Source organism: Agrobacterium sp. 22-221-1 (assembly GCF_053522445.1).
In genome coordinates, this window is record NZ_JBNWCL010000001.1 from 289720 (window position 1) to 312353 (window position 22634).

The 22634-nt window shown below is 59.8% G+C and carries 32 protein-coding genes; 20 read left to right on the forward strand and 12 right to left on the reverse strand.

The features are described from left to right. Positions 1 to 232: 232 nt before the first annotated feature. The gene (locus tag ACQZ5N_RS01440) at positions 233 to 664 is read right to left on the reverse strand and encodes a nuclear transport factor 2 family protein (RefSeq protein ID WP_269830839.1); all 432 of its coding nucleotides are present in this window, start codon (positions 662 to 664) and stop codon (positions 233 to 235) included. Between the two features lie 324 nt (positions 665 to 988). On the opposite strand from ACQZ5N_RS01440, the gene ACQZ5N_RS01445 reads away from it, so the two are divergent. The 7 genes from ACQZ5N_RS01445 (at position 989) to ACQZ5N_RS01475 (ending at position 5712) form a co-directional block, all read left to right on the forward strand. Beyond that, on the forward strand, positions 989 to 2641 hold the full coding sequence (locus ACQZ5N_RS01445) for an acyl-CoA dehydrogenase family protein (RefSeq protein WP_020808932.1): 1653 nt from the start codon (positions 989 to 991) through the stop codon (positions 2639 to 2641). 137 nt (positions 2642 to 2778) lie between these two features. Then, positions 2779 to 3390, forward strand: coding sequence for a GNAT family N-acetyltransferase (locus ACQZ5N_RS01450; protein ID WP_142844893.1), 612 nt, complete (start codon positions 2779 to 2781; stop codon positions 3388 to 3390). Between the two features lie 165 nt (positions 3391 to 3555). Then, positions 3556 to 3852, forward strand: coding sequence for a type II toxin-antitoxin system ParD family antitoxin (locus ACQZ5N_RS01455; RefSeq protein ID WP_448731869.1), 297 nt, complete (start codon positions 3556 to 3558; stop codon positions 3850 to 3852). Beyond that, positions 3849 to 4223: a type II toxin-antitoxin system RelE/ParE family toxin gene (locus tag ACQZ5N_RS01460; protein WP_448731870.1), complete on the forward strand. Its 375-nt coding sequence runs from the start codon at positions 3849 to 3851 to the stop codon at positions 4221 to 4223. The genes ACQZ5N_RS01455 and ACQZ5N_RS01460 overlap by 4 nt, the downstream gene beginning before the upstream one ends. 120 nt (positions 4224 to 4343) lie before the next feature. Then, complete coding sequence (locus ACQZ5N_RS01465) at positions 4344 to 4988, forward strand: TetR/AcrR family transcriptional regulator (protein WP_003521480.1); 645 nt, start codon at positions 4344 to 4346, stop codon at positions 4986 to 4988. A 278-nt stretch (positions 4989 to 5266) separates the two neighbouring features. Beyond that, a complete protein-coding gene (locus ACQZ5N_RS01470) occupies positions 5267 to 5398 on the forward strand; it encodes a hypothetical protein (protein ID WP_448732106.1) in 132 nt (43 codons plus the stop codon). Then, positions 5395 to 5712 (forward strand): DUF6105 family protein, encoded by a 318-nt coding sequence (locus ACQZ5N_RS01475; RefSeq protein ID WP_020808937.1) that lies wholly within the window; start codon positions 5395 to 5397, stop codon positions 5710 to 5712. Before ACQZ5N_RS01470 ends, ACQZ5N_RS01475 begins: the two co-directional genes overlap by 4 nt. On the opposite strand, the gene ruvX is transcribed toward ACQZ5N_RS01475, so the two are convergent. Both ruvX and ACQZ5N_RS01485 read right to left on the reverse strand, forming a co-directional pair. Further along, complete coding sequence (ruvX, locus tag ACQZ5N_RS01480) at positions 5664 to 6143, reverse strand: Holliday junction resolvase RuvX (RefSeq protein WP_003521476.1); 480 nt, start codon at positions 6141 to 6143, stop codon at positions 5664 to 5666. The two genes, ACQZ5N_RS01475 and ruvX, sit on opposite strands and share 49 nt — an antisense overlap. Before the next feature lie 14 nt (positions 6144 to 6157). Continuing rightward, positions 6158 to 6460, reverse strand: a complete 303-nt coding sequence (locus ACQZ5N_RS01485; protein WP_003521474.1) for an alkylphosphonate utilization protein — start codon at positions 6458 to 6460, stop codon at positions 6158 to 6160. A gap of 84 nt (positions 6461 to 6544) precedes the next feature. Between ACQZ5N_RS01485 and ACQZ5N_RS01490 the strand changes: the two genes are divergently transcribed. From ACQZ5N_RS01490 to gatA, 3 genes are all read left to right on the forward strand, one after another. After that, positions 6545 to 7249 (forward strand): metal-dependent hydrolase, encoded by a 705-nt coding sequence (locus tag ACQZ5N_RS01490; RefSeq protein ID WP_080852189.1) that lies wholly within the window; start codon positions 6545 to 6547, stop codon positions 7247 to 7249. 125 nt (positions 7250 to 7374) lie between these two features. Continuing rightward, entirely contained in the window at positions 7375 to 7662 is a 288-nt protein-coding gene (gatC, locus tag ACQZ5N_RS01495; protein WP_003521472.1) for an Asp-tRNA(Asn)/Glu-tRNA(Gln) amidotransferase subunit GatC, read from the forward strand. Positions 7663 to 7716: 54 nt separating this feature from the next. Then, positions 7717 to 9198 (forward strand): Asp-tRNA(Asn)/Glu-tRNA(Gln) amidotransferase subunit GatA, encoded by a 1482-nt coding sequence (gene gatA, locus ACQZ5N_RS01500; RefSeq protein WP_448731871.1) that lies wholly within the window; start codon positions 7717 to 7719, stop codon positions 9196 to 9198. A 58-nt stretch (positions 9199 to 9256) separates the two neighbouring features. Here gatA and ACQZ5N_RS01505 read toward each other — a convergent pair whose 3' ends face one another. Then, positions 9257 to 9514 carry a YjhX family toxin gene (locus ACQZ5N_RS01505; protein WP_003521470.1) on the reverse strand — a complete coding sequence of 86 codons (258 nt, stop codon included), beginning with the start codon at positions 9512 to 9514 and terminating at the stop codon, positions 9257 to 9259. Between the two features lie 275 nt (positions 9515 to 9789). On the opposite strand from ACQZ5N_RS01505, the gene ACQZ5N_RS01510 reads away from it, so the two are divergent. Continuing rightward, positions 9790 to 10299 carry an N-acetyltransferase family protein gene (locus tag ACQZ5N_RS01510; RefSeq protein WP_448731872.1) on the forward strand — a complete coding sequence of 170 codons (510 nt, stop codon included), beginning with the start codon at positions 9790 to 9792 and terminating at the stop codon, positions 10297 to 10299. Here the strand turns inward: ACQZ5N_RS01510 and ACQZ5N_RS01515 are convergent. Continuing rightward, positions 10281 to 10613 carry a DUF1294 domain-containing protein gene (locus tag ACQZ5N_RS01515; RefSeq protein ID WP_448731873.1) on the reverse strand — a complete coding sequence of 111 codons (333 nt, stop codon included), beginning with the start codon at positions 10611 to 10613 and terminating at the stop codon, positions 10281 to 10283. The genes ACQZ5N_RS01510 and ACQZ5N_RS01515 overlap by 19 nt on opposite strands. A gap of 151 nt (positions 10614 to 10764) precedes the next feature. Here ACQZ5N_RS01515 and gatB point away from each other — a divergent pair, with 151 nt between their 5' ends. From gatB to ACQZ5N_RS01540, 5 genes are all read left to right on the forward strand, one after another. Beyond that, positions 10765 to 12270: an Asp-tRNA(Asn)/Glu-tRNA(Gln) amidotransferase subunit GatB gene (gene gatB / locus ACQZ5N_RS01520; RefSeq protein ID WP_080853179.1), complete on the forward strand. Its 1506-nt coding sequence runs from the start codon at positions 10765 to 10767 to the stop codon at positions 12268 to 12270. 206 nt (positions 12271 to 12476) lie between these two features. Next, positions 12477 to 12974: a GNAT family N-acetyltransferase gene (locus tag ACQZ5N_RS01525; protein ID WP_003521465.1), complete on the forward strand. Its 498-nt coding sequence runs from the start codon at positions 12477 to 12479 to the stop codon at positions 12972 to 12974. Continuing rightward, positions 12971 to 13444 carry an N-acetyltransferase family protein gene (locus tag ACQZ5N_RS01530; RefSeq protein ID WP_448731874.1) on the forward strand — a complete coding sequence of 158 codons (474 nt, stop codon included), beginning with the start codon at positions 12971 to 12973 and terminating at the stop codon, positions 13442 to 13444. Before ACQZ5N_RS01525 ends, ACQZ5N_RS01530 begins: the two co-directional genes overlap by 4 nt. Before the next feature lie 109 nt (positions 13445 to 13553). Then, positions 13554 to 13952: an NADH:ubiquinone oxidoreductase subunit NDUFA12 gene (locus ACQZ5N_RS01535; protein ID WP_003521463.1), complete on the forward strand. Its 399-nt coding sequence runs from the start codon at positions 13554 to 13556 to the stop codon at positions 13950 to 13952. A gap of 132 nt (positions 13953 to 14084) precedes the next feature. After that, the gene (locus tag ACQZ5N_RS01540) at positions 14085 to 14522 is read left to right on the forward strand and encodes a DUF2155 domain-containing protein (RefSeq protein WP_065653957.1); all 438 of its coding nucleotides are present in this window, start codon (positions 14085 to 14087) and stop codon (positions 14520 to 14522) included. A 17-nt stretch (positions 14523 to 14539) separates the two neighbouring features. Here the strand turns inward: ACQZ5N_RS01540 and ACQZ5N_RS01545 are convergent, their stop codons facing one another. The 6 genes from ACQZ5N_RS01545 to ACQZ5N_RS01570 form a co-directional block, all read right to left on the reverse strand. After that, complete coding sequence (locus ACQZ5N_RS01545) at positions 14540 to 14983, reverse strand: hypothetical protein (RefSeq protein ID WP_223215620.1); 444 nt, start codon at positions 14981 to 14983, stop codon at positions 14540 to 14542. Positions 14984 to 15062: 79 nt separating this feature from the next. Further along, positions 15063 to 15707, reverse strand: coding sequence for a leucyl/phenylalanyl-tRNA--protein transferase (gene aat, locus ACQZ5N_RS01550; protein WP_269827795.1), 645 nt, complete (start codon positions 15705 to 15707; stop codon positions 15063 to 15065). 6 nt (positions 15708 to 15713) lie between these two features. Next, a complete protein-coding gene (gene accC, locus ACQZ5N_RS01555) occupies positions 15714 to 17060 on the reverse strand; it encodes an acetyl-CoA carboxylase biotin carboxylase subunit (protein ID WP_059752741.1) in 1347 nt (448 codons plus the stop codon). Between the two features lie 12 nt (positions 17061 to 17072). Further along, a complete protein-coding gene (accB, locus tag ACQZ5N_RS01560; protein ID WP_059752742.1) occupies positions 17073 to 17564 on the reverse strand; it encodes an acetyl-CoA carboxylase biotin carboxyl carrier protein in 492 nt (163 codons plus the stop codon). 25 nt (positions 17565 to 17589) lie between these two features. Next, positions 17590 to 18027 (reverse strand): type II 3-dehydroquinate dehydratase, encoded by a 438-nt coding sequence (aroQ, locus tag ACQZ5N_RS01565; protein WP_065653953.1) that lies wholly within the window; start codon positions 18025 to 18027, stop codon positions 17590 to 17592. A 125-nt stretch (positions 18028 to 18152) separates the two neighbouring features. Further along, a complete protein-coding gene (locus ACQZ5N_RS01570; RefSeq protein WP_003521455.1) occupies positions 18153 to 18920 on the reverse strand; it encodes a DsbA family protein in 768 nt (255 codons plus the stop codon). Between the two features lie 173 nt (positions 18921 to 19093). Here ACQZ5N_RS01570 and ACQZ5N_RS01575 point away from each other — a divergent pair, with 173 nt between their 5' ends. Further along, positions 19094 to 20251: a pyridoxal phosphate-dependent aminotransferase gene (locus ACQZ5N_RS01575; protein ID WP_448732097.1), complete on the forward strand. Its 1158-nt coding sequence runs from the start codon at positions 19094 to 19096 to the stop codon at positions 20249 to 20251. 24 nt (positions 20252 to 20275) lie between these two features. Here the strand turns inward: ACQZ5N_RS01575 and ACQZ5N_RS01580 are convergent, their stop codons facing one another. Next, complete coding sequence (locus tag ACQZ5N_RS01580; RefSeq protein ID WP_448731875.1) at positions 20276 to 20959, reverse strand: ArsR/SmtB family transcription factor; 684 nt, start codon at positions 20957 to 20959, stop codon at positions 20276 to 20278. A gap of 74 nt (positions 20960 to 21033) precedes the next feature. Here ACQZ5N_RS01580 and ACQZ5N_RS01585 point away from each other — a divergent pair, with 74 nt between their 5' ends. The 3 genes from ACQZ5N_RS01585 to ACQZ5N_RS01595 all read left to right on the forward strand — a co-directional run bounded on the left by ACQZ5N_RS01585 (position 21034) and on the right by ACQZ5N_RS01595 (position 22553). Next, on the forward strand, positions 21034 to 21360 hold the full coding sequence (locus ACQZ5N_RS01585; RefSeq protein WP_448731876.1) for an NIPSNAP family protein: 327 nt from the start codon (positions 21034 to 21036) through the stop codon (positions 21358 to 21360). Continuing rightward, positions 21357 to 21722 carry an antibiotic biosynthesis monooxygenase family protein gene (locus ACQZ5N_RS01590; RefSeq protein ID WP_448731877.1) on the forward strand — a complete coding sequence of 122 codons (366 nt, stop codon included), beginning with the start codon at positions 21357 to 21359 and terminating at the stop codon, positions 21720 to 21722. The genes ACQZ5N_RS01585 and ACQZ5N_RS01590 overlap by 4 nt, the downstream gene beginning before the upstream one ends. Positions 21723 to 21848: 126 nt before the next feature. Continuing rightward, positions 21849 to 22553 (forward strand): SDR family oxidoreductase, encoded by a 705-nt coding sequence (locus ACQZ5N_RS01595; protein WP_448731878.1) that lies wholly within the window; start codon positions 21849 to 21851, stop codon positions 22551 to 22553. Positions 22554 to 22634 lie beyond the last annotated feature (81 nt).

Sequence of the window (22634 nt, forward strand, 5' to 3'; positions counted from 1 at the left end):
TGCCTCCTGACGGGCGCCGCATTTTCCCGTGAAAATGCCCGGAACGCCCGAATGCTGATCCGCGCGCTCCCATTCGCTGTGAACACGCCTCAGGAGTGCGGCGGAATTCGGTCCTGCGCTCTATAGAGACTGCATGGTCGCGGGGCAAGCGCCCGCAACTCCTGAAATGAAAACATGGCGATGTTTCCCCAACCCTCGAGGACAAACGGCCTGACGATGGAAGGCGCAGGCATCAGACGATGCCGTGCTCCTTCAAAAGCGCCTGTTCGTCGCCTGACGCCCAGCCGAAAACTTTCGGCGCTCCGTCCAGCCTCTGGACGAAGTAATGAACATCGAAATCGATTGCGACATCCGGTTGCCGCTTGCGATCAAAGGTCGCCGTCCAGGCAACATGGGCAAGGCAATGGTGTTCATCGATGGGCGAGATACGGATGTCGCGTATCCGCATCTCCTTTGTTCCGATCGTCCGGTAGCGCTCGTAACCCTTCATCATGACCTGCTTCAAGTGGTCATCGTTCTTTCCGGTCATCACCCCGGCGGGGGAGGCGGCGATGAAGTCGGAGGCGTAGAGGGAGGCGACCTCCTCCATATCCATGTCACCCTTGAGGGACTTGTTGAAAAATCGCTCATATCGCTCGAAGAGCTTTCTTACGCTGGCCTCCATGGTCTCCTCCCTGTGCAGCCGTTCAGCAAAGTCGCCAACCGAAAAAGCCTGCCGCAGGTTCCACGTCAGGCCGCAGATTATGGAGAATGCGTTTATCCACATGCCCGCCGGTCGTTGCCGCAACTTCTGCGCGGCTTTTTTGGGGACTGTCGTTGATCTTGCCGGAAACGTGTTTGGCATTCTGCGGGCCGGATACCTAAATCAGGATCACTCCCGAAAAATGCTGAAAGCGGCGGTTTAATCGTCTCAATCGCTTCCTGCGGGTGGAATTATGCAATATCACCCCACTATGCAACGCCAGTACAAAACAGCTAGAAGCAGCGGATGACCCAGAATTCCCGGACAGAAGAAACGCTCGCCGAACTGAACCAGCCAAGCCTCTGGTCCGGTATCAACGCCTATCGTTCCGATCCGCTGATCGTCGACCTCACTTCCGGCCTGTCGCGCAATCTAAGGGACGAGTTCGACCAGCTCGGCCGCTATGTCACGTCGCATGAGGCGCAGGAACTGGCGCGCATGGCCAATCAGGGCGTGCCGCAACTGCATACCCACGGCCCGCGTGGCGAGCGTCTGGATCAGGTGGAATTCCACCCCGCCTGGCATGCGCTGATGCGCCGTTCCATGTCGTCAGGCCTGCATTCCAGCGTCTGGGAAAATTCTCCCGATACGCGCGGCAATGAGCACAAGGCCCGCGCCACGAAATTCTACCTGACCTCGCAACTCGAGGCCGGGCATCTTTGCCCGCTGACCATGACCAGCGCCTCCGTCGCGGCCATCATGGCTTCGCCGCGCGTGCAGAAGGAATGGGCGCCGAAGATTCTCTCGCGCAAATATGATTCCTCGCAGAAACCGGCCCTGCAGAAAACCGCCGTCACCATCGGCATGGGCATGACGGAAAAGCAGGGCGGCACGGATGTGCGCGCCAACCGCACCACGGCGGAGCGGGTGGGCGAGGGCATCTATCGCCTGTCCGGCCACAAATGGTTCCTCTCCGCGCCGATGAGCGACGGTTTCGTCATGCTCGCCCAGATGGGCGACGGCATGGGCTGCTTCCTCGTGCCGCGTTATCTGGAGGATGGCTCAAAGAACGGCCTGCATTTCCAGCGCCTCAAGGACAAGCTCGGCAACCGCTCCAACGCATCCGCCGAAGTCGAATTCACCGATGCCTTCGGTTATCTGCTGGGCGATCCCGGCAGCGGCATCCGCACTATTCTCGACATGGTGACACTGACGCGGCTCGATTGCGCGCTTGCCTCCGCCGGCATGATGCGCGCCTCGCTTGCCGAAGCCGTGCACTATGCCCGTGGCCGTTCGGTTTTCGGCAAGATGCTGGTCACGCAACCGATCATGACGCGCGTTCTCGCCGACATGGCGCTGGATGTGGCGGCGGCCACTGCGCTCTCCTTCCGGCTGGCGACGGCATTCGACGCCGCCCGCAACAATCCGGCCGAGGCCGCCTATGCGCGGGTGATGACGCCCATCGTGAAATACTGGTGCTGCAAGATCGCGCCGGCGCTTATCTATGAGGCCATGGAGTGCCTTGGCGGCAACGGTTACGTGGAAGAGCGGCCGATTGCCCGCCACTATCGCGAAGCCCCCGTCAACGCCATCTGGGAAGGCTCCGGCAACGTCATGGCGCTGGATGTGCTGCGGGTTCTCCAGCGTGGCAAGGATCTGTTCGATCTCGTCTTCCAGACGCTGGAGCGTGATCTGGGTGCAGCCGGCAAAAAGACCACCGACGTGCTGCGCGCTGCAATCGCCCTTGCCGAACGTGACGAGGGAGCGGCCCGCCTGCTGGTCGAGCAGTTCGCGCTTGCGGCCGCTGCCGCCGAGCTTTGCCGTCTCGGCGCCGGCAAGATCGCCGATGCCTTCCTCGAGACCCGTCTGGCGGGCGGCTGGCGGCATACTTACGGCATGCTCGATTCCCGCTTCGATCCGAATTATATAATCGATCTTCTTTATCCGCCTGCATCTTGACCGATGCATGCGGATGAAGGTTTTGCAGTCCCGGCGGGAGGGGTCTCGGATTTGAAAAACAGCAATGGCGTAAAGCGTGTTCTGATCTGTCGTGACACTTTCGCGCATCGATGCGCGACAAGGGAAGGCGGCTGCCAATGCTGACCTTCCGTTCCGCCCGTTCCGAGGATGAAGACGCGCTCTACGCCATAAGCCTCGCCACTGGCGATGCCGGGCAGGACGCCACCGCCCTTTACAATGATGGCCGCATGGTCGGGCACATCTATTCCGTGCCCTATCTGCATCTCTGGCCCGATGCCGTTTTCGTGGCGGAGGATGAGGAAGGTGTGTGCGGTTATATCGTCGGCGCACTCGATACGGCGGTGCACGAAGAACGGCTGGAGCGGGAATGGTGGCCGCATCTGCGCAGCCTTTACCCCGATCCCGGCGGCGACCAGCAGACATGGGACGCCGACCAGCGCCGCGCCCAGTTCATCCACCATCCGCGCCGCACACCCGCCTGGCTCACCGATCCGTTTCCGGCCCATATCCACATGAACCTCTTGCCGCGCACCCAGGGCAAGGGCGGCGGCACCCGGCTCCTGTCGCGCTGGCTCGATATGGCGAGACAGAACAACGTCTACGGCATCCACCTCGGCGCCAGCGAACGCAACCATGCGGGCATGCGCTTCTGGGAAACCCGTGGCTTCAAACGCCTCGAAAGCCACGAAACGCCGGGCAGCGTGTGGTTCGGCATGGCGTTGGAGTAATATTGGCAGATTATGCCAATCGATGGTATTGTCGGACGTCGCTAGAGCATTTCCAGGAAAAGTGGACCCCGGTTTTCCGTCCGGAAATGCGCTAAAATAAAGAGTTAGAGTGTTTTCGCGATTCGAAGAAAAGCGGAAAAATTCTAGTGTCTGGTGGAGGCTCCGATGCCAACGCGTAACGTCGTTCTGACACAGCATCACGAAAAGATCATAGACGAACTCGTCAAATCTGGCCGCTATCAAAATGCCAGCGAAGTGCTACGCGAGGGCTTACGATTGATCGAAAGGCGCGAGCGCCTTGAGGTGACCAGATTGGAAGCCTTGAGGGTGGCGGCGCAACAGGGCTTCGCCGACCTTGATCAAGGCCGTTTTACGGATGTGGCGGATGATGATCTCGACGACTTCATTTCCGCTCTCGGGCGCGACGCTGAAGTGCGCCTTGCCAAATCTGATAAGGCATGACGAAGTATCGTCTGTCCGAAGCCGCGCAATCGGACATTATTGAAATTCTTGGATGGACCCACGCGACATTTGGGGCCGCAGCGAGAAAATGCTACGAAAAATTGCTTGTCACGGCGCTGCGTGATGTTGCGCGGGATCCGTTTCGTTCCGGAACAAGTCTCCGCCCGGAAGTGGCAGACGATGTGCGCAGCTACCATCTCCGTTACAGCCGGGAGAGGGCGAGAAGTGAAACCGGCCTGGTTAAATATCCGAGGCATCTGTTGCTGTATCGCGTGTTGAATCCCGATTTGGTGGGCATCGGTCGCATTCTTCATGATTCCATGGAAATCGAGCGGCATCTCCCGGTTGACTATGGAGATGTCAGCGCCTGAACGGCATGGCGTACCCTTCATCCACAAGAACCTTCCGTCCATCCTCTCCGCCACGTTGTTCTTCCCTTCATGCTTTGTTAACCCGTTGAGGAAGGCCTTTCAGAAAACGGGTAGGGAATCATGCTGGCGACCGCAGAGGCGATTTCAGCCGACAGACCGGAAAAGCGCATCAAGGATCGCGCTCAGACCGAGAAGGCGATTTTTAATGCGGCGCGGTCGCTGCTTGCCGAAGAGGGATTTCAGGGTTTTGGCATCAATGCCGTTGCCCGCCGCGCCGGCTGCGACAAGCAGCTCATCTACCGTTATTTCGGCGGCCTCGATGGCCTGATCGAGGCGATCGGCGAGGACCTCGGTTCCTGGGTGAAGGATCGCATTCCGGAAGATACCGGCGGCATGTTCCTTTTGACCTATGGCGACCTCATGGAAAAGCTGGCGCTTTATTTCATGGATGCGCTGCGCAGCGATCCTCTCGTCTGCAAGATCATCGCCTGGGAAGTGTCTGACGGTTCACCGCAGGTGCGGCAACTGGCCGAAGCCCGCGCCAAATCGCTGGGCAAGTGGCTGGAGCGTATGCGCGGTTCGCTGGCGGCGCCGAAGGGGGTGGATACAGCGGCGGTCAATGCCGTACTGTTCGCCGCCATTCAGCACCTCGTCATTTCCGCTGCCACCAGCGGTCAGTTCGCTGGCGTGCCGCTCAAATCGGACCGGGACTGGGACAAGATCGCCACTGCCGTCAAAAGGCTGGTGCGCGGCGTTTACGGCTGAACCGGTTTCCGCAGGCGGAAGGCAGTCGCGCTCGGGCCTGCGCATTAAAGAAAAATCAGTCATGTTTTCGCCGGGCCGGCAACCGCCCGGCGCATCCGGCCGTTCACGCGATCACGTTCTTTTCCACATGCCGGCCGCCCGTCGTTAACCATAATGACAGCTTTCGTTTGCCTCGCCATGGCTGTCGGTCCAGTGTGGATTAACGAAATGTTAACCATGCGCAATGACTGCGCATAAGGGAGCCGCAAGTGAGCCGCTGGACAGCTTTAGGCGTCATGATGACGTTTTTTGTGATGCTGCCGTTGGATATCGACGTGCCGGCGCTGAACCTCTGCCTTATGGCCGTGGTGCGCTGGGCGGTGCTTGCCGGCGTTCCCGATACGATGTTTGTGCGGGGGCAGGCGGCATGAAGTGGTTTCTGATCCTCTGGGCAGGTCCCGTCGCGCTACTTGGCAGCTGGTACTGGCTTTCTTATTACGACATGAGCTTCGGCTTCTACATGCTCACACGCCAGACCCATGATCTGGTGTTCCAGATTTACGGCAATATTCTCGGCCTGCCACCGGAAAGCCTGCCGCCGCTGGTGGCGCGCGCCATCGCCGTCGACAGCCTGATCGTTTTTGCGATTCTCGCCTTCCGCAAGAGAAAGCAGATTGCGGCTTGGTGGCAGGGCCGTCAGTCAGCCGCGCGGGTGAGTGCGGAAAGCCTGTCCAGCGCGCCCTGAAGAATGAAGCTTGCGGCGGCCGAATCGATGCGTTCGGCCCGCTTGGCGCGTGAGACATCCATCTCCAGAAGTGCGCGCTCGGCCGCGACCGTCGAAAGTCGCTCGTCCCAGAAAATAAAGGGCAGGGCGGTTTTTTCGCCCATGGTGCGCACGAAGGCGCGTGTTGCCTGCACGCGGGGACCGGCCGAACCATCCATGTTCATCGGCAGGCCGATGATGAAGGCGAAAACTTTTTCCTTTTCGGCGAAGGCCAGCAGCACTTCCGCATCCTGCGTGAATTTCACCCGTTTGATGACGGGGCGCGGCGTTGCGAAACGCCGTGACAGGTCCGACATGGCAAGCCCGATCGTCTTCGTGCCAAGGTCGAGGCCGGCAATCGCCTGTCCCGGCTGAAGCGCCTGCGCCAGTTCCTCAATGGTGAGTGTTGCCATGTCACGTGTTGCCTTTATCGTTTGCGGACGAATTCGGTGCGCAGCACCAGACCCTTCACCGCATCATGTTTGCAATCGATCTCTTCCGGATTATCGGTCAGGCGGATCGACTTGATGACGGTGCCCTGCTTGATGACCGTGCTGGTGCCCTTGACCTTCAAATCCTTGATGAGGGTGACGGAATCGCCATCCGCCAGCACATTGCCCGCCGCATCGCGCACTTCATTCGCACGCGCCGCTTCTGCAGCCAGTTCGGAGGCCGGTCGCCATTCACCGGTCGCCTCGTCATACACGTACTCGTCATCATTTGCGGCCATGGTCGCCTCTCTTAAATATTGGTAGTGCGGTTGTTCAGGCCGTCCTATGTCATAATATACCGGCAATACAAAGGAGAACTTCCCATGAAAATCACCTGGCTCGGCCATTCCGCCTTCCGCCTCGAAAACGGCAGCGCGAAGATCCTCATCGATCCGTTCTTCACCGGTAACCCCGGTTTTGCCGGACAGGATGGAAAGTCGGCAGCCGAAGGCATCACCCATATTCTCCTGACCCACGGCCATGGCGACCATGTCGGCGATACCGTGCAGCTTGCCCGCGAAACCGGCGCGACGGTTCTTGCCAATGCCGATCTCGCCGCCTGGCTTTCCGCCAAGGGCGTCGCGAAGGTCGATATGGGCAATACCGGCGGCACGGTGCATTTCGACGGTTTTTCCGTCACCTTCACCAATGCGCTGCATTCCTCCGCCCAGATCACCGAAGACGGTGTTTCCCATTCGCTCGGCAATGCCAACGGTCTGATGCTGCATTTCGAAGACGGCCCGGCCGTCTATCACATGGGCGATACCGACATCTTTTCCGACATGAAACTCATCAATGAACTGCATCAGCCGGATATCGGCCTCGTGCCGATCGGTGACCGCTTCACCATGGGCGGAGCCGTCGCAGCGCTCGCCTGCCAGCGCTTCTTCAATTTCGGCAATGTCATTCCCTGCCATTACGGTTCCTTCCCGATCATCGACCAGACGCCGGAGAAGTTCGTGGCCGGCATGGAAGGGGCGCAAGCGCGCGTCCACACGCCAAAGGCCGGCGATACGCTGTCCTTCTGACATTTTGCCCGTGCATGTCGTGAGCGTAAAACCGCGTCACTCTTTTACACGACATGCTTTCTACCGTTGCGAATGGCGGACATGGTGATTATAGCGGGTAGGAAAATTCTGACCGGAGTAGAACCATGTCCGTCGATCTCGCCACCGTAAAGCGCGTTGCGCGCCTTGCCCGTATCGCAGTCAGCGAAGAAGAAGCACAGAATATGCTCGGCCAGCTGAACGGCATACTCGGTTTCGTGGAGCAGCTTTCGGAAGTGAACGTCGACGGCGTCGAGCCGATGACCTCGGTGACCCCGGTGGACATGAAAAAACGCGCCGACGTGGTGACCGACGGCAACAAGGCGGAAGACATTGTCGCCAATGCGCCTGCGACCGACCGGGACTTCTTCATGGTCCCGAAAGTGGTCGAATAAGCCGAACGTCTCTGCCGCCCGATTTTTCCAAGATTTCGAAAGCCGTTGCCGACCATGACCGACCTGACGAGCCTGACCATTGCCGAAGCCCGCGAAAAGCTGAAGGCCAAAGAATTTTCCGCCCTCGAGCTGACCGACGCCTATCTCTCCGCCATCGATGCGGCCAACGGCGCGCTGAACGCCTATGTCGCGACGACGCCTGAAAAGGCGCGCGACATGGCAAAAGCCTCCGACGACCGCATCGCCGCCGGCAAGGCTGGCGAGCTGGAAGGCGTTCCGCTCGGCGTTAAGGACCTGTTCGCCACCCGTGACGTGCACACCCAGGCATGTTCGCATGTTCTCGACGGCTTCAGGCCGAAATATGAATCCACCGTCACCCAGAACCTCTGGGATCAGGGCGCCGTCATGCTCGGCAAGCTCAACATGGACGAATTCGCCATGGGCTCGTCCAATGAAAGCTCGTGGTACGGCCCGGCGATCAACCCGTGGCGCGCCAATGGCTCCGACCAGAAGCTGGTGCCCGGCGGTTCTTCCGGCGGTTCGGCCGCAGCCGTGGCCGCGCATCTCTGCGCCGGCGCCACCGCGACCGATACCGGCGGCTCCATCCGCCAGCCGGCGGCCTTCACCGGCACCGTCGGCATCAAGCCCACCTATGGCCGCTGCTCGCGCTTCGGCATCGTCGCTTATGCCTCTTCGCTCGATCAGGCAGGCCCGATTGCCCGTGACGTGCGCGATGCCGCGATCCTGCTGAAGACCATGGCAAGCGTCGACGCCAAGGACACCACCTCCGTCGACCTGCCGGTGCCGGATTACGAAAAGGCCATCGGTCAGTCGCTCAAGGGCCTGAAGATCGGTATTCCGAAGGAGTATCGCGTCGATGGCATGCCGGAAGAAATCGAAAAGCTCTGGGCCAAGGGCGTCGAGTGGCTGCGCGATGCCGGTGCCGAGGTGGTCGATATCTCGCTGCCGCACACCAAATACGCGCTGCCTGCCTATTACATCGTCGCACCGGCGGAAGCCTCGTCCAACCTTGCCCGTTATGACGGCGTCCGTTATGGCCTGCGCGTCGACGGCAAGGACATTGCCGACATGTACGAAAAGAGCCGCGCCGCCGGTTTCGGCAAGGAAGTGCAGCGCCGCATCATGGTCGGCACCTATGTGCTGTCCGCCGGTTATTACGACGCCTATTACCTGAAGGCGCAGAAGGTCCGCACGCTGATCAAGCGCGATTTCGAAAACGTCTTCCACGAAGGCGTCGACGCCATTCTCGCCCCCATCACACCGTCTTCCGCCTTTGCAGTCGGTGACGAGGAACTCGCCTCCGATCCGGTGAAAATGTACCTGCAGGACGTTTTCACCATCACCGTCAACATGGCCGGTCTTCCGGGCCTCTCGGTTCCGGCCGGCCTCGACGGCAAGGGCCTGCCGCTAGGCCTTCAGCTCATCGGCAAGCCTTTCGAGGAAGAAACGCTGTTCAAGACGGCGCATGCCATCGAGCAGGCAGCCGGCAAGTTCACCCCCGCCAAGTGGTGGTGAGCGGATTCACCAAGCTCTCTACACGAACGGGCGGCATCAAATGCCGCCCGTTTGTTTTTCATCGATTGTCCAGCTCACCCCGCACGAGTTCCAGCCCGCGCGTCGTGATGCGGTAGGGCTTGCCGCCCGAGGAGGCGATGGCTCTCTTCCGTTTCAGCTTACGGAAGGTGAGCAGATCGAGGCCGCTGAAAATCCAGCCGTCACGCGTGTAGAGCGCGAGTTTTTCGATTTTGTGGGCGTCGTCTCGAACGAGTTCAATTCTGCCGCCCTGGGCGAGCAGGTGAAGAATGCGCTGTTCGGCGCGGGAAATGTCCATTTTTTTGAAGTCCGGTCGGCGTCGTATAGACGCGTGAAAGCAAATCCGGGTGCCGTTAAGGCATCCGGCTCGGTTTCAGCATGGCCCGGCGCGCAATAAACTTGCGGGCAGGGCCTTTACCGGGACTCCGATTGAGCGAACATAAAAACTCCGTTCTTGCTCGTTTTGGGTAGCGGGCAAAGCCGAGGCGGTCAAGTCCCGCCAGGCGCGAGAAAACCACGCTGGTCGAATCGCGCCGGCAATGGTTTAATTTCAACGGCCATGGAGGGCGCGGCTTGATCGTCATTCGCAATGCGCATGAGCAGGAAGCGGAGGTTCTGGCGGCCATCGGCCTCAGGGCATGGCGACAGGCAACCGCGGCTCTCGGCATCACCCCGACCCTTTACGACAATGCGGCCAGTGCCTTTTCCAATTTTACCCGCTCGTCATGGCTGGCGATCAGGGTGGCGGAGTTTGGCGGCTCGGTTGCCGGATGGGCGGCGCGAGAGCACTTTGACGAGACGATTTCCGATTTCTGGATCGATCCTGATTTTCAGCGCAGAGGTGTCGGCAGCCACTTGTTGGGCGATGTCGAAAGGCTGATTGAGGATAGGGATTTCGAGACCATTCGGCTTGAAACCCATGCCCAGAATGAGCCAGCCATCGCCTTTTTCCGCCACCATGGCTATAGCGTCCGCTGGCTCTCCGTCTCCTATGCGCCGAAGCTCGACCGCGAAGTGCAATCGGTAGGCCTGCAGAAGCAATTGGCCGAGGTCGAGAGCGGTCTTTATGGGCCAGCTTTCTGAGACAGAGTTTGCAGAGCCTCCACCAGCCGCATCGGCCAGTCCGGCATGATGGCGAGCGATGCGGCAAGGCCTATCTGCAATATCACAATCGATATCAGGATGCTGCGGAACGGTTCCTTGCGCGTTTTATGCCGCAGCAGCCGTTGTGCCGAGATTGCGCCCAGGCTGCCGCCGATGAGCGCAAGCGATAACAGCGTGCTTTCCCGGATGCGCCATGCGCCATTCCTCGCCGCTTCCTTGTCCCACCAATAGGCAAGAAAGACGAAAAGATTGAAGGCGATATAGGTTATGAAACAGAGAGCGACAGTCACCATGACGTGAATTGAAACCGGGAAGCGTAAAAAACGCGTATCCTGTTTCGGCGAAAATCCCGGGCCTGGCGTGAGAGGGTGCAAGATGTCTTGCGCCCGCGCTCCATTTGTTCTACCCACCAAGGCCAAAGAACCCGTATATCGTGAGCTTCAGATGACCCTTGTAGACGTGCGCACCCCCGACCCGAAACGCTTCATTCCCGGCGCCACCGGCGATTGGGAAATCGTGATCGGCATGGAGGTGCATGCGCAGGTTCTCTCCAATTCCAAGCTGTTTTCCGGTGCATCGACCACCTTCGGCAACGCGCCGAATTCCAACGTGTCGCTGGTGGATGCCGCCATGCCCGGCATGCTGCCCGTCATCAACGAGGAATGCGTCAAACAGGCGGTGCGCACCGGTCTTGGCCTGAAGGCGAAGATCAACCATCGCTCGATCTTCGACCGCAAGAACTACTTCTATCCGGACCTGCCGCAGGGCTACCAGATTTCGCAGTTCAAGGACCCGATCGTCGGTGAGGGCACCATCACCATTTCGCTCGGCCCGGACCGTCAGGGCAATTTCGAAGATATCGAGATCGGCATCGAGCGTCTGCATCTGGAGCAGGACGCCGGCAAGTCCATGCATGACCAGCACCCGACCATGTCCTTCGTGGATTTGAACCGTTCGGGCGTGGCGCTGATGGAAATCGTCTCCAAGCCGGACATGCGTTCGTCGGATGAGGCCAAGGCCTATCTCACCAAGCTGCGTTCCATCGTGCGTTACCTCGGCACCTGCGACGGCAACATGGATGAAGGCTCGATGCGCGCCGACGTCAACGTTTCCGTGCGCCGTCCGGGCGAAGGTTTCGGCACGCGCTGCGAAATCAAGAACGTCAACTCCATCCGCTTCGTCGGTCAGGCCATCGAATATGAGGCGCGCCGCCAGGTCGCAATTCTGGAAGATGGCGGCGTCATCGATCAGGAAACCCGTCTGTTCGATCCTGGCAAGGGCGAGACGCGGTCCATGCGCTCCAAGGAAGATGCGCATGACTATCGTTATTTCCCCGATCCGGACCTCTTGCCGCTCGAATTCGACGATGCCTTCGTCGAAGCGCTGAAGGTCGATCTGCCGGAACTGCCTGACGACAAGAAGGCCCGTTTCGTGGCCGATCTTGGCCTGTCGGTCTATGACGCCTCGATCCTCGTTTCGGAAAAGGCGATTGCCGATTATTACGAGGCCGTCGCCGCCGGTCGCGATGCGAAGGCTGCCGCCAACTGGGTCATCAACGACCTGCTCGGCGCGCTCAACAAGTTCGGCAAGGATATCGAGACGACGCCGGTTTCGCCCGAGCAGCTCGGTGGCATCATCGATCTCATCAAGGCCGAGACCATTTCCGGCAAGATCGCCAAGGACCTGTTCGAAATCGTCTGGAACGAGGGCGGCAACCCGGCGGAAATCGTGGAAGCCCGCGGCATGAAGCAGGTGACCGATACCGGCGCCATCGAAAAGGCCGTGGACGAGATCATCGCCGCCAACCCGGATCAGGTCGAGAAGGTGAAGGCAAAGCCAACGCTTGCCGGCTGGTTCGTCGGTCAGGTCATGAAAGCGACGGGCGGCAAGGCCAACCCGCAGGCGGTGCAGGCGCTGGTGAAGGCCAAGCTCGGTATCGAGGAAGAGTAAGCGGACGCTGCCTCGTGCTCATAGGTATCGAGGCAGAAAGCTCTCATCCGTCATCCTCGGGCTTGTCCCGAGGATCTAACGACCCACAAGGTCCAACGTGCTCAGATCCTCGGGACAGGCCCGAGGATGACGTCGGGTACGAGGGACTGACATCACTTCTGCCGGGATCAACGCCCGGCATTTCTGTTTCAAGACGGAGCCAAATCATGTTCTTCATCCGCACGGCAAGCCTGCGTGACATCGAGCCGGTGCGCACCCTGCTCGCCACGACGTGGCACGCGACCTATGATGCGATCTATGGCGTGGACAAGGTGAACCAGCTGATCCTTGCATGGCATTCGCCGCAGGCCATGAAGGATCGCATCGAGAAAAAGGGCGGAGAGTTTCTGGTGGCTGACGACGGCAAGCGGATCGGCGGCATGGCCTATGGCTCCATGTCCACAAAAATGGCGAAAACGGCCCTGCTGCACCAGCTCTATGTCGCGCCCGACCTCCAGCGGCAGGGCATCGGCCGCGATCTCTTCGCCGAACTCGAAACCTGCTTTCCGGATGCGGAAATCATGCGGCTGGAAGTCGAACCTAAAAATACTGTCGCAATCGCCTTTTATGAAGGCGTCGGATTTGTCGAGGTGGACCGAATCGAGCGCATGGCGGGCATCGAGGGTCTGCCCGGCATCGTTATGGAAAAGAGCCTGACCCGATGAGTGAGACATTGCAGAAGCTGATCATCCGCACGGCGCGCGAAGACGATCTTCCCGCACTCGCCGCCATTTTTGCCGCCGACGAGATCGGCGGCCACGGCGATACGGCGGAAGAATCAGCGCAGCCGGATTATCTTGCCGCTTTCCGCGCCATCGAAGCGTCGCCGAGCGAAACGCTCTATGTGGCGGAACTGGATGGCGAGGTGGTCGGCACCTTCCAGATGGCGATTTTGACCAAGCTCGTCGGTCGAGGGGCAAAGTCCATGGTGATCGAGGCGGTGCAGACCCGTGCCGACATGCGCGGTCGCGGCATCGGCGCGGTAATGATCAATCATTGCCTGGAAGAAGCCCGCCGTCAGGGCCTGAACGCCGCGCAGCTGACGTCCAACATGGCCCGGCTGGACGCTCACCGCTTCTATGAGCGGCTAGGTTTCGAGAAGCGGCATTTAGGCTTCAGGATGAAGCTGAAATAGCGCGGATATATCTCGAAATGCTGGACAATTGCCGTGAGGGGCGGCATAAGCATGTCTTGTGCCGTGCACGGAAAATCGCTGCGGCGCATTCAAGCCCGAGGAACGTAGAATGAAGACTCTCCTGACGCAAATCTTCACCTGGTGGAACGGCCAGACGATCGGAACACGGTTTCATACCTGGCGTTTCGGCAAGAAGGTAGGACAGGACGAGTTGGGCAACACCTATTACGAAGGCGGCACCACCTCCTGGGGCATGCCGCGCCGCTGGGTGATCTACAATGGTTATGCCGAAGCGTCGGCCATTCCGCCCGGCTGGCATGGCTGGATGCATTACCGCACCGACGTGCCGCCGAGCCAGGAAAGCTACGTTGCGCGCGACTGGCAGAAGCCGCACCAGCCGAACCTCACCGGTTCGTCCAAGGCCTATCGTCCGCAGGGATCGTTGGCCGTGGCCGGCGAGCGCCCGCGCGTGACCGGCGACTACGACGCCTGGACCCCCGGCAACTAAGCATCTTGCGATGCGCGGTGTTGTGCAAAACACCGCGCTTGCATCCGGCCTCACCGGTTTTTGCCACATTCCGCCCTTAGGCGTTGATCCGGTCGGCGGTTCGACACAGGCAAATATTTGGAGACATATCGTATGAGGAAATTCACGCGGGATCGTTCTTTGCGTGCGCTGACAGTCTCGCTGTTCGCAGCGGTCTCTGCTGTCATCCTCATTTCGCCCGTTTCTGCTGCCCGTCTCGAAAACCGCGTGGCGGTGTTTTCCGGCATCGACAAGATCACCGGCCGCATCACTTCCTTCGATGTTTATATCGATGAGACCGTGCAGTTCGGCGCGCTTCAGGTGACGCCGAAAGTCTGCTATTCCCGCGACCAGACGGAAGCGCAGAAGATCGATGCCTTCATCGAGGTGGATGAAATCACCCTCGACCGCAAGATCAAGCGGATTTTCACGGGCTGGATGTTCGCCGACAGCCCAGGCCTGAACGCCGTTGAACACCCGATTTACGACGTGTGGCTGACGGGCTGCAAGCAGGACTCGGAAGTTCCCGCTCCCTCTACGGCAAGCAAGTAATTAACCCACGACCGCGCCTATTTCTGGCGTCTGAGCTTCTCGGCCAAATCGGCCAGGGCTTTGCTTTTGCTTTCCAGTTGTTCGATCATTTCCTCCCGCGTTAGTTCGGGCTCGATCACGATCGGAACGGTGAACTTGTTGGGCTGATCGCCGGCGGGAGGTGAGGGGAACCTAATTTCAGAAAACGCCCTCTTCACGGCCGTTCTTGTCTGATAGGTGCTATCCCTTATGTTTTTGACCTGAACAGCCTGCATCTTTCCCGCCGGGTCAACGCGGAAAGTAACAAGGAGCACCTGCTTCTTGTTCGTCCGCACGACCTTGAATTCCGGGCGGCCGGTTACGCCCGTCAAGGCTCGGGAAATTTCGCTTCGCCAGGCGGCCTGCGGGTTCGGGCGCTGTTCGGCAGCGGTGACATTCGCCGCCGGCGTCAACATCAATAACAAGGCCGCAATCCAGCGCATGACAATCCCCCGGTGAACCATATATCATGATCGGATAAGTCATGTTTTTGAGGGTTGCAAGCAAAATCTCAGGTTGTTTTCAGCGTGGATTTTCTTGCGCAGAAAATTTTTCGAAGGGCACATCCGGCCTGTCGACAGCCGCTTCAAGTATCGTGGCATATTCCGACTTTGGAATATCGATTGCCCCGAATGTCTTCAGATGTTCGGTCGTAAATTGCGTGTCGAGCAGCGTAAATCCCTGCTGCCGCAAACGCTCGACCAGATGCACGAGGCAAATCTTCGATGCATTGGTGCGGCGGGAAAACATGCTCTCGCCGAAGAAGGCGGCGCCCAGCGAGACGCCGTAGAGCCCGCCGACAAGTTCCTCGCCCTCCCACGCCTCGACACTATGGGCGTGGCCGATCTGGTGCAACTCGGTATAGAGCCTGCGGATGGTGGCGTTGATCCAGGTGCTTGGCCTGTCCGGCGCTTCCGCCGCACATCCGGCCATCACCGCTTCGAAGGCGGTGTTGAAGCGAATCTCGAACGGCTTCCTGCGCATCGCCTTGGCGAGGCTTTTGGAAACGTGAAAACCATTGAGCGGGATGATTCCCCGAATTTCCGGCTCGACCCAGAAAAGCTCGGGATCGTCAGCCGAATCGGCCATTGGGAACAGGCCGGCGGAATAGGCGCGCAGCAGGATATCGACCGTTATGCCGTTATTTCTGCTGCGCCGCCCAACCATATCGTCTTAGTGAGACGCGTCACCGGCCAGATATTTTTCCAGCCAGTGAATGTCGTAATCGCCGTTCAGTATATCCTCGTTCTGGAGGAGGTCCTGGAAAAGCGGCAGCGTGGTCTTGATGCCGTCGACGACGAACTCATCCAGCGCCCGACGCAGGCGGCGAATGCACTCGTCACGGTCGCGACCGTGAACGATCAGCTTGCCGATCATGCTGTCGTAATAGGGCGGGATTTTGTAGCCCTGATAGGCGCCTGAATCGACGCGCACGCCAAGGCCGCCCGGCGTATGGAAATAGGTCAGCGTGCCCGGCGAGGGAACGAAGGTGCGCGGGTCTTCGGCATTGATACGGCATTCGATGGCATGGCCATGGAATTCGATATCCGCCTGCGTGACCGACAGGCCCTGACCGGAAGCGACCCTGATCTGTTCCTGCACGAGATCCATGCCGGTGATGGCTTCCGTCACCGGATGCTCCACCTGCAGACGGGTGTTCATTTCGATGAAATAGAACTCGCCGTTTTCATAGAGGAACTCGATGGTGCCGGCGCCGCGATATTTCAGCTTGCGCATGGCGCTCGCGCAGATCTCGCCGATCTTCATGCGCTGTTCGACGGTCAGAGCCGGCGAATTGGCTTCTTCCAGCACCTTCTGGTGCCGGCGCTGCAACGAGCAATCGCGTTCGCCGAGGTGAACGGCATTGCCTTCGCCATCGCCGAAAACCTGCACTTCGATATGGCGCGGTTTACCGAGGTACTTTTCCATGTAGACGGCGTCGTTGCCGAAGGCCGCCGCCGCTTCGGAACGGGCCGTCGCAACGGCCTCTTCCAGATCGGCTTCGGTCTTCGCCACCTTCATGCCGCGACCGCCGCCGCCCGCCGTCGCCTTGATGAGGACCGGGAAGCCGATCGTCCGGGCGATTTCGAGCGCGTTTTCAGGCTTCACTTCGCCATCGGAACCGGGAACCACGGGAATGCCGAGTTCCTGCGCCGTCTGCTTGGCGGTGATCTTGTCGCCCATGATGCGGATATGTTCGGCGGTCGGCCCGATGAAGGTGATGCCGTGCGCGTCGAGAATATCGGCGAACTTGGCGTTTTCCGACAGGAAGCCGTAACCGGGGTGAACGGCGTCCGCACCGGTGATTTCGCAGGCCGCAACGATCTGATGGATGTTGAGGTAGCTGTCACGCGAGGGCGGCGGGCCGATGCACACGCTTTCGTCGGCAAGGCGCACATGCATGGCGTCCGCGTCGGCCGTGGAATGCACGGCCACCGTCGGAATGCCAAGCTCCTTGGCGGCGCGCAGGACGCGTAGCGCGATCTCGCCGCGGTTGGCTATGAGGATCTTCGAAACCATGCTGAACCGCCTTTATTCGATGACCACGAGGGCTTCGCCATACTCCACGGGCTGAGCGTCGTTGACGACGATTTCCACGACCTTGCCGGACTTGGGAGCCGGGATCTGGTTCATGGTCTTCATGGCTTCGACGATGAGGATGGTCTGGCCTTCCTTGACGGTTGCACCCACTTCGATGAAGGGACGTGCGCCCGGGGCAGGCGACAGATAGACCGTACCGACCATCGGCGACGACACGGTGTTGGCCGGGTTGCGGGCAGGCGCTGCGGAGGCCGCAGGGGCGGCCGGCGCGGCTGCGGCCGGTGCAGCAACGGGGGCTGCTGCCGGTGCGGGCGCATAAGCAGCAGGCGCTGCGGCATAGACCGTGGCGGCGGGGGCGGCGCGGGAAACGCGGATGCGCAGGTCGTCCTGCTCCACTTCGATTTCCGAAAGGTCGGTATCGTTGAGGATATTCGCGAGTTCGCGGATCAGTTCCTTGTCGATACCCTGTTTCTTTTCAGACATGACAAACCCTATTCTTTGTTTCTTTTTATGCCGTGATGTTTTTCAGCGCGTGAAGCGCCATGATGTATCCATATGGTCCGAAACCGCAGACCATGCCCTTTGCCGCGGGTGATACCATCGATTTGTGACGGAACTCTTCGCGGGCGTGGATGTTGGAAATGTGCACTTCCACGACGGGCGTGGAAATCGCGCGAATGGCGTCATGCAACGCGATGGATGTGTGGCTGTAGGCGCCGGGATTGATGACGACGCCTACCGCCCGCTCGCCCGCCTCCTGCAACCAGTCCACCAGCACGCCTTCGTGGTTGGACTGGCGGAATTCCACTGCGAAACCGAGATCGGCACCGGCTTGAAGGCAATCATTCTCGATGTCCTTCAGCGTCTTGCCACCATAGATACCCGGTTCCCTTTTTCCCAGCATGTTGAGATTGGGGCCGTTGATGACGATGATGATGTTGCTCATTCACGTTTCCATAAGAAAATCAGCGACACCTATAGACTGCGCAGCCGTCAAGGAAAAGCCCCCGCAAGCCCTAAACCGGCCACTTGGCAGGCATCTCACAGGGAATGCAGTGGCTTTTTTAGCAATCAGGAGCAGGTGGCTTTTCCACAGCTGCGCATATTGGCGATTTTTTCCTTCAGCGGGTCGGCGCCGACCGCACCGAAAACCGCCTCGTCGCCGACGATATAGGACGGCGTTCCGGTGATGCCGAGGCTGGTTGCCAGCTTGTAAGTCTCCTGCACCTGCTCGTCATTGGGGTTCTCCGCCATCGATTTGCGGATGTCGGCTTCCTTGAGGCCGAGCGAGGTCGCGACTTCCATGGCGCTGTCCTCATTCGCCCGTCCGCGGCCGCCGAGCAGGGTGCGCTGGAATTCGGGATACTTGGCCGGCGCAAGCAGCTTCACGGCATTGGAGACACGGTGGGCCGCAACCGATTCCGGTCCGAGGATCGGGAATTCCTTGAGGACGACACGCACCTTCTTGTCGCTCTTCAGAATATTGTCCATGTCGCCCATGGCGCGTTTGCAATAACCGCAATTGTAATCGAAGAACTCGACCAGCGTGACGTCACCATCCGGGTTGCCGAGCGCCAGATCGAATTTCGATTCGAAGATGGCCTTCTTGTTGTCGGCGACGGCTTCCGCCGCCTTGGCGTTGCGCGCCGCATATTGCTTGCGCTCAAGCGCATCCTGAACCTCGAGCATGATTTCCGGGTTCTCGATCAGATATTGCTTGATGAACTCGCCCATTTCCTTCTTCTGCTGCTCGTCGAGCGCATGGGCGGGCAGGGAGGCGAATACCGTCGAAAGGGCCGTCACGCTGGCGAGAAGGGTGGAACGGAGAAAATGCGCCATATCGGTCCTCATTCTGTGCGGCCGGAGCCTCTTGAAATCTGATGAAGGCAATTACCTTACTTTAAGCCAAATGCCATACGGCAAAAATACTTGTCCGCATTATGATCGCATGATTGTGAAGATTGTGATTCTGCGGCAAGTCTCTGAAATACGGTTCAGGAAAGAGCATGCCCTTGATTACGATGTCGAAGCGGAGCGCAGTCGAACCCTTTCACGCCATGGATATTCTGGCGGAAGCGAATCGGCGCAGGCAGGCGGGCCGCCCCGTCATTTCCATGGCGGTCGGCCAGCCCTCGCATCCGGCACCGAAAGCCTCGCTTGCGGCGGCTGAGGCGGCGCTGAAGCATGGGCGGATCGGCTATACCGACGCGCTCGGCCTGCGTGAGCTGCGGGAGGCGATCGCCGGCCATTATCGGCTGCGCCATCAGGTCGCCATCGATCCGGCCCGCATCGCCGTGACCACGGGCTCATCTGCCGCCTTTAATCTCGCTTTCCTCAGCCTTTTCGATGCGGGCGACCATGTTGCCATCGCAAGACCCGGCTATCCGGCCTATCGCAATATTCTGAAGGCGCTCGGCCTCAATGTCGTGGAAGTGCCGGTCACCGCCGAAACCGGTTATACGCTGACGCCGGCAAGTCTCGAACGGGCGGAAACGAAAGCCGGCTGCAAGCTGAAGGGCGTGCTTCTGGCAAGCCCGGCCAATCCGACCGGCACGGTTACCGGCCGCGAGGCGCTGAAGCGGCTGGCAAGCTATTGCGAAAGCCGCGACATGGCTTTCATTTCCGATGAGATCTATCACGGCCTTACCTTTGTCGGCGAAGAGACGAGCGCGCTCGAAATCACCGACAATGCCGTGATCATCAACTCATTCTCCAAATATTATTGCATGACCGGCTGGCGCATCGGCTGGATGGTCCTGCCCGAAAATCTGATCAGGCCGGTCGAATGCCTGGCGCAGAGCCTTTATATTTCACCGCCCGAGCTGTCACAGCTGGCGGCGACGGCGGCCTTTTCGGCTGCGGAGGAACTGGATGTTTACCGGGAAAGCTATCGCACCAACCGCGATTTTCTGATGGCGCGTCTGCCGGAGATCGGCCTGCCGCTGGCATCCCCCATGGATGGCGCTTTTTACGCCTATGTCGATACCAGCCGTTTTTCCAACGACAGCATGGATTTCGCCAAGCGCATGCTGGCGGAAATCGATGTGGCGGCGACGCCCGGCATGGATTTCGACCCCGAGGAAGGCCACAGGGCGCTGCGCATTTCCTATGCGGGTTCCGTGTCGGATATCGCCGAGGCAGTTGGACGTATTGCCGGCTGGCTGAAGTAAGTTGGGATCATCCGATTAGGGAAATCAGGCGGGCGTGCAGCCGAAGGTGCTGTTGAACGCCTTTTCGCCCTTTGCAGTGAAGGTCAGCACACGGCCGTTTCCGCGCCGCAGCCAGTCGCGCTGCTGCATGGCTTCGAGAAGCGATGCGCCAAGCCCGCCGCCGAGATGATGGCGGCGTTCGCTCCAGTCCAGGCAATGCAGGCAGACCGGGCGACGGGCCTTCTCGAGCGGCGAAAGGTCTATGCCGAAGTTCGAGAAGAAGTCGCGTCCGCTCTCCGTTAGGGCAGGATAATCACCTAACGTCACGAGCCCTTTTGCGGTGATGGCGGCAAGCAGCGCCACGCCACTTTCCCCGGCCAGATGATCGTAGCAGATGCGCGCTTCCCGCAGCGCCTTGTCCTTCGGTCCGGTGCGGACGCGGACTGCACCCGTGCGCTGGGCAAGACCCATCAACGCTTCCAGAACATGCGCCACATCCTCGTCGGAAAGACGGAAATAGCGGTGACGCCCCTGTTTTTCCGCTTTCAGGAGTTGCGCCTCGGAGAGCTTCGACAGATGCCCGCTGGCGGTCTGCAGGGTCACGCCGGCGGCTTCGGCAAGCTCGCTTGCGGTCAGCGCGCGTCCGTCCATCAGCGCTGTCAGGATGTTGGCGCGGGCAGGGTCGCCGATCAGCGCGGCGACATTGGCGATCAGGGGTCCGTCTTTCATGCTTCGATGGTAGCCGAAGCATTGATGCAAAGCAATGGCGTAAAAGAGAAAGGCAAAACACGAGGAGACAAACGATGCTGACCTGTTTCATCCGCTACGAGATCGATCCTTTCAAGGTCGATGCTTTTGAGCGATATGCCCGCACATGGGGTGAGGCGATACCGCGCTGCGGGGCCGATCTGATCGGTTATTATGCGCCGAAGGAGGGATCGAGCACCATTGCCTACGGTGTCTACAACATCGAAAGTCTTGCCGCTTACGAAGCCTACAGGGCACGGCTCGCCGCCGATCCTGCGGGGCGGGAAAATTACGAATTCGCCCGCCGCGAACAGTTCATCCGCCGCGAGGACCGGCTTTTCCTGCGTCTCGCTTCCACTCCGCATGCCGGAGGCGGACAATGATCGCCGTCATCTTCGAGGTCTGGCCGGCTGAAGGCGAGAAGCAGCATTATCTCGACATCGCGGCAGGCCTGCGCGCTGAGCTGGAAACCATCGACGGCTTCCTGTCCGTCGAACGGTTTCAAAGCATCGGCAATCCGGACAAGATGCTGTCTCTGTCCTTTTTCCGGGATGAGGAGGCGGTGAGGGCATGGCGCAACACCCTGCCGCATCGCGCCGCGCAGTCGCTGGGCCGGTCCGGTGTTTTTTCCGATTTCCGGCTGCGTATCGCGCAGGTGATCCGCGATTATGGCCTCGAGGAGCGGGAGGAAGCGCCAGCCGACAGCCGGAAAGCCCATCCGGGAGAGGGAAATGGCCTAGGCTGATATTTCCAGCATCAGTTTTTCTGCATGCCGCTGCAAGGCTTTCTGGTTCGAACTCGCCTTTGAAACCCGTTATAGATGGGCCAATGTGGTGCGGGACACCCTTAGGATTGGACAAGGAGAAAAGCGATGTCGGCAGAAAAAGTAGCGATTGTAACGGCAGGCGGCAGCGGCATGGGGGCAGCCGTGGCGAAACGTCTGGCCGCGGATGGCTACAAACTCGCGATCCTGTCCTCTTCCGGCAAGGGAGAGGCGCTGGCGCAGGAGCTGGGCGGCATCGGCGTCACCGGCTCCAACCAGTCCAATGACGATCTCCAGCGACTCACGGATTTGACGCTCGAAAAATTCGGCCGTATCGATGTGCTAGTCAACAGCGCCGGCCATGGCCCGCGCGCCTCCATTCTCGATATTACCGACGAGCAATGGCACACCGGCCTCGATGTCTATCTGATGAACGTCGTCCGCCCAACGCGGATCGTCGCGCCCGTCATGGTGAAACAGAAGATGGGCGCCATCGTCAACATCTCGACCGCCTGGGCTTTCGAACCGAGCAGCATGTTCCCGACATCCGCCGTGTTCCGCGCTGGCCTTGCCTCCTACACCAAGATTTTCGCCGATACCTATGCGGCCGACAATGTGCGCATGAACAACGTCCTGCCCGGCTGGATCGACAGTCTGCCGGCGACGGAGGAACGCCGCGAGAGCGTGCCGATGCAGCGTTACGGCAAGAGCGAGGAAATCGCCGCCACTGTGGCATTCCTTGCCTCTGAGGGGGCCGGGTATATTACCGGTCAGAATATCCGCGTTGATGGCGGGCTGACGCGGTCTGTTTGACGGGTTGGCCTTTCCCACTTCTCATCCCTGTGACAAGCACAGGGATGAGAAAATGTCAGCGGCGCAAAAAAACGCCCGTTC

Bases quoted from the DNA above. Each gene is read 5' to 3' on its own strand.
- ACQZ5N_RS01440 (WP_269830839.1), bottom strand. From the start codon at position 664: ATGGAGGCCAGCGTAAGAAAGCTCTTCGAGCGATATGAGCGATTTTTC.
- ACQZ5N_RS01445 (WP_020808932.1), top strand. From the start codon at position 989: ATGACCCAGAATTCCCGGACAGAAGAAACGCTCGCCGAACTGAACCAG.
- ACQZ5N_RS01450 (WP_142844893.1), top strand. From the start codon at position 2,779: ATGCTGACCTTCCGTTCCGCCCGTTCCGAGGATGAAGACGCGCTCTAC.
- ACQZ5N_RS01455 (WP_448731869.1), top strand. From the start codon at position 3,556: ATGCCAACGCGTAACGTCGTTCTGACACAGCATCACGAAAAGATCATA.
- ACQZ5N_RS01460 (WP_448731870.1), top strand. From the start codon at position 3,849: ATGACGAAGTATCGTCTGTCCGAAGCCGCGCAATCGGACATTATTGAA.
- ACQZ5N_RS01465 (WP_003521480.1), top strand. From the start codon at position 4,344: ATGCTGGCGACCGCAGAGGCGATTTCAGCCGACAGACCGGAAAAGCGC.
- ACQZ5N_RS01470 (WP_448732106.1), top strand. From the start codon at position 5,267: ATGACGTTTTTTGTGATGCTGCCGTTGGATATCGACGTGCCGGCGCTG.
- ACQZ5N_RS01475 (WP_020808937.1), top strand. From the start codon at position 5,395: ATGAAGTGGTTTCTGATCCTCTGGGCAGGTCCCGTCGCGCTACTTGGC.
- ruvX (WP_003521476.1), bottom strand. From the start codon at position 6,143: ATGGCAACACTCACCATTGAGGAACTGGCGCAGGCGCTTCAGCCGGGA.
- ACQZ5N_RS01485 (WP_003521474.1), bottom strand. From the start codon at position 6,460: ATGGCCGCAAATGATGACGAGTACGTGTATGACGAGGCGACCGGTGAA.
- ACQZ5N_RS01490 (WP_080852189.1), top strand. From the start codon at position 6,545: ATGAAAATCACCTGGCTCGGCCATTCCGCCTTCCGCCTCGAAAACGGC.
- gatC (WP_003521472.1), top strand. From the start codon at position 7,375: ATGTCCGTCGATCTCGCCACCGTAAAGCGCGTTGCGCGCCTTGCCCGT.
- gatA (WP_448731871.1), top strand. From the start codon at position 7,717: ATGACCGACCTGACGAGCCTGACCATTGCCGAAGCCCGCGAAAAGCTG.
- ACQZ5N_RS01505 (WP_003521470.1), bottom strand. From the start codon at position 9,514: ATGGACATTTCCCGCGCCGAACAGCGCATTCTTCACCTGCTCGCCCAG.
- ACQZ5N_RS01515 (WP_448731873.1), bottom strand. From the start codon at position 10,613: ATGGTGACTGTCGCTCTCTGTTTCATAACCTATATCGCCTTCAATCTT.
- gatB (WP_080853179.1), top strand. From the start codon at position 10,765: ATGACCCTTGTAGACGTGCGCACCCCCGACCCGAAACGCTTCATTCCC.
- ACQZ5N_RS01525 (WP_003521465.1), top strand. From the start codon at position 12,477: ATGTTCTTCATCCGCACGGCAAGCCTGCGTGACATCGAGCCGGTGCGC.
- ACQZ5N_RS01530 (WP_448731874.1), top strand. From the start codon at position 12,971: ATGAGTGAGACATTGCAGAAGCTGATCATCCGCACGGCGCGCGAAGAC.
- ACQZ5N_RS01535 (WP_003521463.1), top strand. From the start codon at position 13,554: ATGAAGACTCTCCTGACGCAAATCTTCACCTGGTGGAACGGCCAGACG.
- ACQZ5N_RS01540 (WP_065653957.1), top strand. From the start codon at position 14,085: ATGAGGAAATTCACGCGGGATCGTTCTTTGCGTGCGCTGACAGTCTCG.
- ACQZ5N_RS01545 (WP_223215620.1), bottom strand. From the start codon at position 14,983: ATGCGCTGGATTGCGGCCTTGTTATTGATGTTGACGCCGGCGGCGAAT.
- aat (WP_269827795.1), bottom strand. From the start codon at position 15,707: ATGGTTGGGCGGCGCAGCAGAAATAACGGCATAACGGTCGATATCCTG.
- accC (WP_059752741.1), bottom strand. From the start codon at position 17,060: ATGGTTTCGAAGATCCTCATAGCCAACCGCGGCGAGATCGCGCTACGC.
- accB (WP_059752742.1), bottom strand. From the start codon at position 17,564: ATGTCTGAAAAGAAACAGGGTATCGACAAGGAACTGATCCGCGAACTC.
- aroQ (WP_065653953.1), bottom strand. From the start codon at position 18,027: ATGAGCAACATCATCATCGTCATCAACGGCCCCAATCTCAACATGCTG.
- ACQZ5N_RS01570 (WP_003521455.1), bottom strand. From the start codon at position 18,920: ATGGCGCATTTTCTCCGTTCCACCCTTCTCGCCAGCGTGACGGCCCTT.
- ACQZ5N_RS01580 (WP_448731875.1), bottom strand. From the start codon at position 20,959: ATGAAAGACGGACCCCTGATCGCCAATGTCGCCGCGCTGATCGGCGAC.
- ACQZ5N_RS01585 (WP_448731876.1), top strand. From the start codon at position 21,034: ATGCTGACCTGTTTCATCCGCTACGAGATCGATCCTTTCAAGGTCGAT.
- ACQZ5N_RS01590 (WP_448731877.1), top strand. From the start codon at position 21,357: ATGATCGCCGTCATCTTCGAGGTCTGGCCGGCTGAAGGCGAGAAGCAG.
- ACQZ5N_RS01595 (WP_448731878.1), top strand. From the start codon at position 21,849: ATGTCGGCAGAAAAAGTAGCGATTGTAACGGCAGGCGGCAGCGGCATG.